Raw genomic sequence first — 8,533 nt, 5'->3', positions numbered from 1 at the left:
CAGTTTGGTTTATGCCATATGATATCCTGCCGCAGATACCAGCCATCGGCCTGCAGAGCAAAGGCAAGCCGCCATGGGATACCCATCAAATCCTTGCGCTTAAATCCGACCGGCACAGTTTTTGCCGTGTGTCCTGATTTGTTGCGAGTATTTGTCGGCGGCTGGTTCCCGCTCCTCGTGGCATAACTGTCCCCGATGTTGAGCCAAAGCGTACCATCCGGGCGCAGGACACGCCGCAGCTCGCGGAACACGGCGACAAGCCGCTCTAGGTATGACTCCACGGTATCCTCGAGGCCGATCTGTCCGTCCATGCCATAATCCCGCAGCCCAAAATACGGCGGCGAGGTTATACAAGTATGCGCCGCTGCATTCGGCAGGGATTGCAGCATTGCAAGCGCGTCACCGGTCAGTATTTGTCCGCTAATCGTACTCATTATCGTACTCCTCCGGGCTGATAATCTCCACATCGTCCGGCAATGCAATCCCGTCCAGACAGAGTGTCCGCAGGCTGTTTGAGCCACTCAAGAAGTTGCGGCGAACTTTCCTCAAACGCCAGAATTTTTCCCGGATATCCGAGCCGAATTACAACATGTCGTGCAATCTCCTTTTGCAATCCGTACAAAGTGTCCACCAGTTCTTCGTCGCTCATGGCTCGGATGCGGTCGGCGTTGGATGGTGTTTCATAGGGGCATGGCCCCATTACGCAGACGTTTGCTTCGCTTTCATCGCCGCCATATCTGCATAGTCCGTTACCACGATAATAGACACATGGGTATTCTTTGCTCATATTTATGACCATTCCTTTCCGCTGCGCTACAAGGCACAAAACAGCATGAAACTGAATTGCCACTAACGCAGCTCGTAGAATTTTGTTAGAGTAGGCTTGAGGATGTAGGCACACTACGTGGACGGTTGTCTTACGTAAGCAGTATGCGCCCTATGTCATCCCAACTAAAGACCCGTGTAAGTCCAGCTGATTCCGCATCAAATGATTTATTATGTGGTCTACTGAAAAGAATACCCTTGTATAACCCGCCAACTAAATTATGAGGCGCATCATCAATTAGGGTATGTCCCGTTATCAACTGCTTGTGCGACGTGACTATAAACTTTTCCCAAGAAAGAAACGGATACAGACCCAAGATGCGTGAAATCTTCGGCTCACAGTTTGCATAGTGCGTTGCGGTCACAATACGCAACGTGTGACGGCTATCAATCTCCTTTAATACCTCGTAGCATCCGTCTACCTTATCCAGTTTTGAACATATCCCCGCATTGTAGATAGGTGCGAATACTTGCTCGCGTGTAAGCTCCGGAAAGAACAAACTGACGTCCCAATCAGTTACATCTTGCGAACTAATGTGCGTCCCGTACTCCTCATTCAGCGCGGCAACCCAACAGTCCATGAAGTTCTCAATGACGTCGTCGGCGTCACACAGAATAATTCTCTCTTTCAATGTTTAAACTCCTCCTACAATTATAGTTTAGGTGATAGGCACGGCAGCCAGCCGTGTCTTTTTCCATCTCAAAGCCGAAGCTGTTAGAATGGGAGAGTAAATGGCCTGACAGTTTGTACCTTGGGCTGACCCGCCCGTATTGGAATCCGTCAGCCGCCTCTCTTGTTCGCAGCATTCGATTTTCGCAGGTAGAGCCACCTTGTGCGCTCGTGTCACCCAGGAGATTGAACAGGCAATGAGAAAAGGGCGGGAAGCCATCCGCTACAATTCATGCTGTCAAATCCATGCTCCTTCATTATCCCTCTCCCAGCAGGTCAAACAGCGTCGGTGCATCCCGCCGCTCCTCCTCGGCTTGCAGGTACCCAACCGCATCGCGGAAGTAATCCGGGTTCAGCTCGCACATATACCCTCTGCGTCCTTCTTTCATGGCCTGCAGCGGAACCGTACCCAGCCCGCCGAACGGGTCAAACACCAAATCGCCCGGATTACTGTATCGGTTAATGATCCTGTCCACGATGTCGATCTGCAGCGGGCATACATGCAGCTGCTCGCGCCTGCGGCTCTGCGTCGTGTTTAGCGTTTTCATGCGGTTGATATCGTCCCATACGTCCATATTCCAGCTTCCCGGCGCCACCACCATGAACGTCGCGGGCAGCCGACCGTCCTTGTCCAGCTCCTCTATCAGCTTGCACGTCTGCTTTTCCTCGCCATAATGCCGCGCGATGTGCATCAACTCATAATCCATCATACCGTCCACCCCTCCATCCGCTCGTTGATCGCCGCCCGCATCCGCGCGGCGGTGTCCGTATCCGTCTGCCCCAGCTCGTCCAGCGCCGCCCGCAGGCGGTCATAGGTGGCGGCCAGCTCACCGAACAGAAAATTTACCTTATGCGCGGCGGGGTTTTTGGCCTTTTCGAGCTTGTCCATCGCCGCCGCTGCCCGCGCTTCCGCCGCCTGCACCGCCTCGGCCTGCTCGGCCGCGATCTCCGCGCGCAGCGCCGCAAGCTCCTCCTCGGTCAGCGCGCGCGGCTCGTCTGCCCGCGCCTCCAGCTCATCCACCCTGCGTTGCAGCGCCGCGGCTGTCTCCGCGTTGGCCTGCGCATCCTTGCTGCGCTCGTCTGCCTGTGTTTGCGCCGCCTTGAGTTCGTCCTTGGCCTTTTCGAGCGACGCGCGCATCCCCTGTGCCTCGTCCGCCACCTTTCCGGCCTGCTCCCGCGCGTCCTCTGCCGCGCGGCGCGCCTCGTCCCGCTCCTTGACGAGCGCCTGTATCTCCCGGCTGCTCATGCCCGCCAGATCGTGTTCCTCGGCCAGCGCCTCGCGCTCCTCCTCGGGCAGGCCGAGCAGCGGCAGCAGCTGCGCGTAGCCAAGTGCGCCGAAATAGTCCTGCGCCGTCTTGCCGGACAGGCTCACCTGCCCGTCTCCCAGTTCGCGCGCAATACGCATATAGTTCTGCGCGGTCGATGGCTTGTAACCCAGCTCTCTGTCCAGATAGTCCAGCCATCCCCCGGCGGGCACCAGCTGCTTTGCCTCCTCCAGCCGCCTGCCGATCTGGATCACACCGTCCATCATCACCCGCGCCACATTGTCGCGGATGGTATGTATCTCCGCTGTCACGATCTCGATCGAGCGCGTCACCACTACATTTGCCTCCATTTATGCCGTCCTCCTTGTCCTGCTGATGGCCTTGATATGATCGAGGTACGCCTCCATAAACGCCGCCGCCTCGGCTGTCCGCTCCGCATTGCTGTATCCGTAGCACTGGCGGCAGGTCAGCGTCATGGGGTCAAGCTCTACCGTATGCCAGCTCTCACACGGCTTGTCTGCCCGCCGCAGCAGCAGAATGATGCTCCGCCCCTCGGCGTGCGCCCTTGCATACCCGGCCACGCAGTTGTCCTGCTGCTCGCCCTCGCGGATGATCTCTTCAGGGGAGTCTACCGGGCGGATGAACATCCCGCCGTGCCGCCAGCACAACCAGCGCAGCAACCGCCGCCGTGCGCGGAATGCCCCGTTTAGATCTCTGTTTTTCAACTTGCGCTCACGCGCGCTCAGCCGCGCGTGCGCCGCGTGCAGGTCGCGCGGCAGGCGGTCGCCATCCGCCTGCATCCGATCCAGCTGATCCAGATAGTCCCGGTGCTCGTCCATCACTTGCCCGATCGTGCGCCCACTCCGTCCGGATTGCTTGTTGTAATACTTGCGCAGCACGCGCGGCGTCGTACCCGCGCGCTCAGCCAGCGCAAAAAAATCCCGATATGCGCTGCTGATCTCCTCCGCAAATACAAGGCTCGCACGGTCTGCCTGCGCCGCCCCGGCCCTGCGCAGCCGCAGATACATAGCGGCGCATTCCACGCGGTAGGCCGGGAACTCCCGTATCAGCCGCAGCTCCTGCCGAGTCAGGCGCAGCAGATTGCCCGGCTCGCGCGCCCGCAGGTTGACGATCCGCAAAAACTCCTTGCCGTGCCCCTGCTCCCGCTGCCGAAGCCAATGCCCCAGATCCAGTTTCCACAGCCACTCAAGCGCGGGATATTTGACATACTGCTCCAGGTACGCGACCGGGTCTGCCAGCGTGTCAAACGCCTCCTGCACCATAGCGTACTGCAAGCAGCTGCCGCGCAGCTCGTCCGCATCCGGCAGATGAAAATAGTCCTCCCTCGTATGCCCCATATTGCCGTGCCAGCGCTTAAGATTGACACTGCCCTTGCGCTCCCAGTTGGTCACGCCGAAGTACCAGCTGCGGCGTCTCGTCCAGCGTATCGCACCGCCATCTTGATACAGCACGCGGGCATACTCAAATGCATTGTATTTGTAGCCAGTCTCAAAGTCTCTCTGCGTCTCCACCTGATACGAGCGAAACCACACATCCCGTCCCATCCCGCGCTGCAAGATGTGAAATGCAAACTGGATACTCTCCAGCCGCGCGCGGTCACGCCAGCGGCTGGGCGATATCCGCGCCCCGCATCTGGGGCAGTGCTCATACTGCTTGGCTGGTTTTTTTCGGTTTCGCGCCTCGAAAAAGTCTTTGCCGCACGCCGTGCAATGCATCTCATATCCGTCCACCGCGCCAAGGACCCAGTTTAGCTCGTCTCCATCTGTCCGGCGGAAGAACAAGAACTCCTCGTGCGTCACGATCTCCGCAATGCGGTCGCAAAGCGCCGTGTAATCCAGCTCCGGGCATAGCTCCAATAGATCCATCCTGCCTCCTCCTCTCACAGCAGGTCGAGCAGGTCAACCGCCGTACTCGCCGGCTGCACCGGCGCGGGCGGCGTGGCCGTACCGCACTCCGGCGATACATGGTAAAACCCGCAGACTACCTTGATAACCTCGTTGTCCGGGTCAAATCGGTTGCACATGCATCCCCAAAACCCATTCTGCTGCTGCTTTTGCGCGTGCGCGCGCAGTGCGTCAAAGCATTTGTCCAGCGCCATATCCTTGTTGTCAAGGTCTGCCGCGATCACCTCGGCCGCGTGGCTGTCCGCTTCCGCAATCATCAGCACTACCTCACCGATCTGCCGCGCGCCGCTTCCCTGCGGCTGCGCGTCCACCGCCTGCCGCAGCTTGTCCATTGCTCCCATTATCTTTGCTCCTCCCGTGTAATCTCGTTGTATATCGCGCTGACCGTTCTCCCAAGTTTCCGGGCGATCTCCTTACGCTTAACACCCTGCGCCAGCAGCGCCCGCGCCGTTCGGCGCTCCTCATCTGTCCACGCCCGCCGCAGCTTGGGTTCGCGCAGCCCGTCTGCCATCAGGTATCGCCGCACGGTCTCGTCTGCGCGTCCCAGCGCTTGCGCGATCTGCCCAATCGACTGCCCCGTCTCGTACATGCGCCGGATGCGCTGTCTCTCGTCCTCGGGCACTTTTTTATTGCGCATTGCCCGCTCCGGCGTCCAAATCGTCTCGCAATAGCTGCGTGCGGCGCTGCCAAGCGGCCCCGGCGGAAACGTCACCCGCCGTACCGCAAACCGCCCCTTGGGGTGGCGGTAGATGATCTCACTTGTCATGGCTGCTCCGCCTCCTGTCTTGCCGCGCGGATCGCGGCCTCAAATTTTTGTTTGTATGCCCAAGCGCTTGGGAATGCACCGAATGCGCGGCAGAGCGGCCAGCCCTCGCCGCAGCGTCCCAGCGCGCCGACCACATGATACTCGACCTCGCCAAACAGCGTCTGTGTCACCTCAACGCGCACGCGGTCGATGCGCACCGTCCGCGTATCGCCCAGATGGTTGTAGGGGCGCACCTCCATGCCCTCAAACCCCATGTCCGTACCTCGCTATGTACCGCTCCACCAGCTTGTCCAGCATCGCCGCGCGCCGCCCTTCGGCCATTTTTTTCCTTGCATAGACCGTCTGCTCCGCCAGCTTGACGTTTTGTGCTTGTATTGCGCGCAGCCGCTGCGCCCGCGCGCGGCTTGTCATGCGTCCCCTCACGGCCTGTCCTCCTCCATCGCGCGGAAAAATGCCTCCCGGTACGCGCTGCGGCGCGCAGCCTCGGCTTCGCGCCGCTCGTGCCGCTCGATCAGCGTCAGCTCGTACAGACCGGTAACGGTAACGATCACGCTCGCAAGCAGGATGGTTGCGGCTGTCATCCAGCCGCACCATCCCTCGCGCCACGCATATACGGACAGCAATCCAGCCGCCGCCCATGCGCAGACCGCCGCTTCAATCAGCTTTTTCACCTTTGCTTTTCCTCCTTCTCTTTTCTGCGTTTATCGCAATTTCGTATGCTGTCTGCCACATGCGATCCTCGCGCCTCTTCAGCTCAGCCTGCGTAACGCCGCGGTATGCGTCGTCGCAGATTTGTACCGTGCCGTGTGGATAGTGATATGTAGCCACCACTGCCAATGCTACCGCCTCCTTACGCTATACTCTATGGTCTCCCCTGCCTGTCCTACGCCATCCGCGCAAATTTAATCTGCTTCAACATCCTGTGTACTTCTTTCTTGTCTTTCCGACCCCTCCCTGCTATACTGGATAGCAGGAAAGGAAGTGCTAAGTTTGAAACTGCCTTGCCCAATCACAAGGAGTGAATTGGATCAGCTTTCGGTGTCCCTTGAAAACCTGATCGAAGACGCGCCCGATGCAAGCGCTGCGGGAAATGCTGTTTCCGCTCTTGAAAAATTCAATGCTCTCCGCTCTGATATCACGCCCGACGAGTTGACCGCCTCAAAAATAGCTCTGCAATACGATCTTAATATCTTTGAGGCTGCGGTAAAGCACGGCTTGCCCGCAAAGAAACGTTTAAAATTTGAAAAGTGCATTCGGGATATCCGCTCCCTGCTGCACAAGTTCCTCTATGCGTCGTTTGAATAAACGGCGCACTTCTTTTTCTCTCTTAAGTCTGCGTGACAGGGTGGCGCGCGCTGCGCTGTCTATCGGCTCCCGCTTCTTCCGCTTGATTCGCGCCCTCGGCGGCCGGTATGTACCCTGAAAAATGTTCATTCTTTCCCGGCTCTGCCTATCCGCTTTTTCTTCTGCTGTCATGTTCATTCGTCCCTCTCTTGTCTTGCCGTTTTCTTCCTGCTACAATAAGAGCAGAAAGGATGTGTTGTTATGATGCTCAATCAAGAGTGTGTGCGTGATCTTCTCATCTATATTGAGCAAAACCAGCCCGTCAAATCAGACGGCCACCCTGAAAGCTTTAAACTCATGCAGTATTGCTCCGCCTGCATGGAGCAGCATGCATATACCCTTGGCGATATCAATCTTGCCGTCCGCTATCTCGCAGATAAACAGCTGACCGAAGCCGGAAACCTAAATGGCCATACTCGCCGCATGATCGTCATGCGCATCACAGCTACGGGCTATGATTACCTTGGCGCAATCCGCGATGCCTCCCGCTGGAACACACTCAAGCAGAAATTCGGCAAGATATTTGATTCCTCAGCGCCCGTGCTGGTCGAAATGCTTCTCAAGCATCTGATCTCACTCGGCTGACAAGGTGCAGCAGCGCCGCCGCGTATGCCTCGACCGCTGTCCGCTCGTCGCCCTCCATGCGAAACGAGAGGTCGGTTAATTTCTCGCCCAAATCCTCCGCCAGCTCACACGCGCCCTTGTCCGTCACTGCCCGCAGCAGCAGGCCGTCGCGTTCCGCTTCGCTAAATGGCATATTTACAGCTTTATCCGCCGATTCGCCGCCTAAGCGGATTTCCGCGGCCTCCAGCGTGGCATATTCCCGCGCATAATCCCCGCCCCCGGCGGGAATTTTTTTGTTTCCCATCTCCTCACACCATCCTTTCCGGCTCTGCCGGCGGCGCGAAGCGCAACGGTGACTCACCCAGCGCCGCGCAAATACGAAAGTACATCATCACTCCCATTCGGTGCTTACCGGAAAACACCGAATTTACGGTTGCTGCCGAAATGCCCATTCTTTGTGCAAGCTCCGCCTGCGTTATTCTGTGCTCCCGCAAGTATCGCCTGATCCTTTGGTATGTCATTGTCTTACACCGCCTTTCCCGGCTCCGCCGGCGGCGCAACCAATGCCGCGCCCTGCGCCTGCAGCCCCCGCTTAATCATAATGCGGAGAATCTCTGAGTAGGAGCACTTACAAAACTCATCCGTTTTCCGGAGTTCATATACAGCTCGCTCGATTTCCGGCGGCAGGCTAATTGTTTTTCTTGCCATTTCTGTCATAACATATCCCTCCAAATAGTGGTGAACTGGCGAACCCTATGCCTGCATTATAGTTCACCATTTCGGAACTGTCAAGCGTTTTTTTCTTGACATCAGTTCATCACCGATGTATTATTGACGCATAGGAGGTGATTCATATGCCCACAGATAAACCCCGTTTTACAATCACTGTTGATCCTGAATTACTGCAACAAATTGAAGATTTTCGCTATACGCATCGCATCAAAAATCAAACGCAAGCAGTCATTTCATTGATGGAGCTCGGTTTGCAAGAGATCATAAAAAACATTCCTGTTCAGCAGGCCTCTGCGCCCAATCCATATGCCGCCGATGAGGTGCAGATTATTGAGGACTACCGCGCTTTTAACGATGAAGGCAAAGAAAAAATCCGCGATTATGTCGCGGATTTGAAGTGCAATTCCAGATATAAAAAACGTGCTAAGCCTATCATGGACAA

The 8,533-nt window shown here is 57.1% G+C and carries 18 protein-coding genes; 3 read left to right on the top strand and 15 right to left on the bottom strand.

The genetic code is table 11. The annotated features are described in order from the left end of the window. The 12 genes from MR935_RS01860 to MR935_RS01805 all read right to left on the bottom strand — a co-directional run. The coding region (locus MR935_RS01860; protein ID WP_290570533.1) for a site-specific DNA-methyltransferase at positions 1 to 434 on the bottom strand (434 nt) is incomplete at its 3' end. Beyond that, entirely contained in the window at positions 421 to 549 is a 129-nt protein-coding gene (locus MR935_RS01855; RefSeq protein WP_290570531.1) for a hypothetical protein, read from the bottom strand. The genes MR935_RS01855 and MR935_RS01860, both read right to left, overlap by 14 nt. Before the next feature lie 368 nt (positions 550 to 917). Then, positions 918 to 1,457: a 5' nucleotidase, NT5C type gene (locus MR935_RS01850; protein ID WP_290570529.1), complete on the bottom strand. Its 540-nt coding sequence runs from the start codon at positions 1,455 to 1,457 to the stop codon at positions 918 to 920. Between the two features lie 295 nt (positions 1,458 to 1,752). Continuing rightward, positions 1,753 to 2,205, bottom strand: a complete 453-nt coding sequence (locus MR935_RS01845) for a DNA methyltransferase (RefSeq protein WP_290570528.1) — start codon at positions 2,203 to 2,205, stop codon at positions 1,753 to 1,755. Next, a complete protein-coding gene (locus tag MR935_RS01840; protein WP_290570527.1) occupies positions 2,202 to 3,110 on the bottom strand; it encodes a DUF3102 domain-containing protein in 909 nt (302 codons plus the stop codon). The genes MR935_RS01845 and MR935_RS01840 overlap by 4 nt, the downstream gene beginning before the upstream one ends. After that, positions 3,111 to 4,646, bottom strand: coding sequence for a PcfJ domain-containing protein (locus tag MR935_RS01835; RefSeq protein ID WP_290570526.1), 1,536 nt, complete (start codon positions 4,644 to 4,646; stop codon positions 3,111 to 3,113). Between the two features lie 14 nt (positions 4,647 to 4,660). Further along, a complete protein-coding gene (locus MR935_RS01830) occupies positions 4,661 to 5,026 on the bottom strand; it encodes a hypothetical protein (RefSeq protein ID WP_290570524.1) in 366 nt (121 codons plus the stop codon). Beyond that, on the bottom strand, positions 5,026 to 5,451 hold the full coding sequence (locus MR935_RS01825) for a helix-turn-helix domain-containing protein (protein ID WP_290570522.1): 426 nt from the start codon (positions 5,449 to 5,451) through the stop codon (positions 5,026 to 5,028). The genes MR935_RS01830 and MR935_RS01825 overlap by 1 nt, the downstream gene beginning before the upstream one ends. Beyond that, entirely contained in the window at positions 5,448 to 5,705 is a 258-nt protein-coding gene (locus MR935_RS01820) for a hypothetical protein (protein WP_290570520.1), read from the bottom strand. The genes MR935_RS01825 and MR935_RS01820 overlap by 4 nt, the downstream gene beginning before the upstream one ends. Beyond that, positions 5,695 to 5,874, bottom strand: coding sequence for a hypothetical protein (locus MR935_RS01815; RefSeq protein WP_290570518.1), 180 nt, complete (start codon positions 5,872 to 5,874; stop codon positions 5,695 to 5,697). The genes MR935_RS01820 and MR935_RS01815 overlap by 11 nt, the downstream gene beginning before the upstream one ends. Further along, positions 5,871 to 6,122, bottom strand: a complete 252-nt coding sequence (locus MR935_RS01810; RefSeq protein ID WP_290570516.1) for a hypothetical protein — start codon at positions 6,120 to 6,122, stop codon at positions 5,871 to 5,873. Before MR935_RS01810 ends, MR935_RS01815 begins: the two co-directional genes overlap by 4 nt. After that, entirely contained in the window at positions 6,106 to 6,288 is a 183-nt protein-coding gene (locus MR935_RS01805; protein ID WP_290570515.1) for a hypothetical protein, read from the bottom strand. The genes MR935_RS01810 and MR935_RS01805 overlap by 17 nt, the downstream gene beginning before the upstream one ends. Before the next feature lie 153 nt (positions 6,289 to 6,441). Here MR935_RS01805 and MR935_RS01800 point away from each other — a divergent pair, with 153 nt between their 5' ends. Further along, entirely contained in the window at positions 6,442 to 6,756 is a 315-nt protein-coding gene (locus tag MR935_RS01800) for a hypothetical protein (RefSeq protein WP_290570514.1), read from the top strand. Between the two features lie 240 nt (positions 6,757 to 6,996). Next, entirely contained in the window at positions 6,997 to 7,380 is a 384-nt protein-coding gene (locus tag MR935_RS01795) for a DUF2513 domain-containing protein (RefSeq protein ID WP_290570513.1), read from the top strand. On the opposite strand, the gene MR935_RS01790 is transcribed toward MR935_RS01795, so the two are convergent. Genes MR935_RS01790 through MR935_RS01785 form a run of 3 tightly spaced genes read right to left on the bottom strand, consistent with a single transcriptional unit; the run spans position 7,355 to position 8,076 of the window. Next, positions 7,355 to 7,663, bottom strand: coding sequence for a hypothetical protein (locus MR935_RS01790; protein WP_290570511.1), 309 nt, complete (start codon positions 7,661 to 7,663; stop codon positions 7,355 to 7,357). The two genes, MR935_RS01795 and MR935_RS01790, sit on opposite strands and share 26 nt — an antisense overlap. Before the next feature lie 4 nt (positions 7,664 to 7,667). Beyond that, a complete protein-coding gene (locus MR935_RS10765; RefSeq protein WP_442863001.1) occupies positions 7,668 to 7,880 on the bottom strand; it encodes a helix-turn-helix domain-containing protein in 213 nt (70 codons plus the stop codon). 4 nt (positions 7,881 to 7,884) lie between these two features. Then, on the bottom strand, positions 7,885 to 8,076 hold the full coding sequence (locus tag MR935_RS01785; RefSeq protein WP_290570509.1) for a hypothetical protein: 192 nt from the start codon (positions 8,074 to 8,076) through the stop codon (positions 7,885 to 7,887). A 137-nt stretch (positions 8,077 to 8,213) separates the two neighbouring features. On the opposite strand from MR935_RS01785, the gene MR935_RS01780 reads away from it, so the two are divergent. Then, a partial coding sequence (locus MR935_RS01780; protein ID WP_290570508.1) for a hypothetical protein occupies positions 8,214 to 8,533 on the top strand: 320 nt, incomplete at its 3' end.

This window comes from Agathobaculum sp. (assembly GCF_022775115.1).
Taxonomy (GTDB): Bacteria; Bacillota; Clostridia; order Oscillospirales; family Butyricicoccaceae; genus Agathobaculum.
The sequence above is the reverse complement of the archived record's forward strand: the minus strand, read 5'-3'. Positions and strand labels throughout refer to the sequence as shown.

Coding starts and splice junctions, on each gene's coding strand:
- MR935_RS01835 (WP_290570526.1), bottom strand. CDS start 4,646: ATGGATCTATTGGAGCTATGCCCGGAGCTGGATTACACGGCGCTTTGC.
- MR935_RS01790 (WP_290570511.1), bottom strand. CDS start 7,663: ATGGGAAACAAAAAAATTCCCGCCGGGGGCGGGGATTATGCGCGGGAA.
- MR935_RS01840 (WP_290570527.1), bottom strand. CDS start 3,110: ATGGAGGCAAATGTAGTGGTGACGCGCTCGATCGAGATCGTGACAGCG.
- MR935_RS01845 (WP_290570528.1), bottom strand. CDS start 2,205: ATGATGGATTATGAGTTGATGCACATCGCGCGGCATTATGGCGAGGAA.
- MR935_RS01795 (WP_290570513.1), top strand. CDS start 6,997: ATGATGCTCAATCAAGAGTGTGTGCGTGATCTTCTCATCTATATTGAG.
- MR935_RS10765 (WP_442863001.1), bottom strand. CDS start 7,880: ATGACATACCAAAGGATCAGGCGATACTTGCGGGAGCACAGAATAACG.
- MR935_RS01785 (WP_290570509.1), bottom strand. CDS start 8,076: ATGACAGAAATGGCAAGAAAAACAATTAGCCTGCCGCCGGAAATCGAG.
- MR935_RS01830 (WP_290570524.1), bottom strand. CDS start 5,026: ATGGGAGCAATGGACAAGCTGCGGCAGGCGGTGGACGCGCAGCCGCAG.
- MR935_RS01820 (WP_290570520.1), bottom strand. CDS start 5,705: ATGGGGTTTGAGGGCATGGAGGTGCGCCCCTACAACCATCTGGGCGAT.
- MR935_RS01825 (WP_290570522.1), bottom strand. CDS start 5,451: ATGACAAGTGAGATCATCTACCGCCACCCCAAGGGGCGGTTTGCGGTA.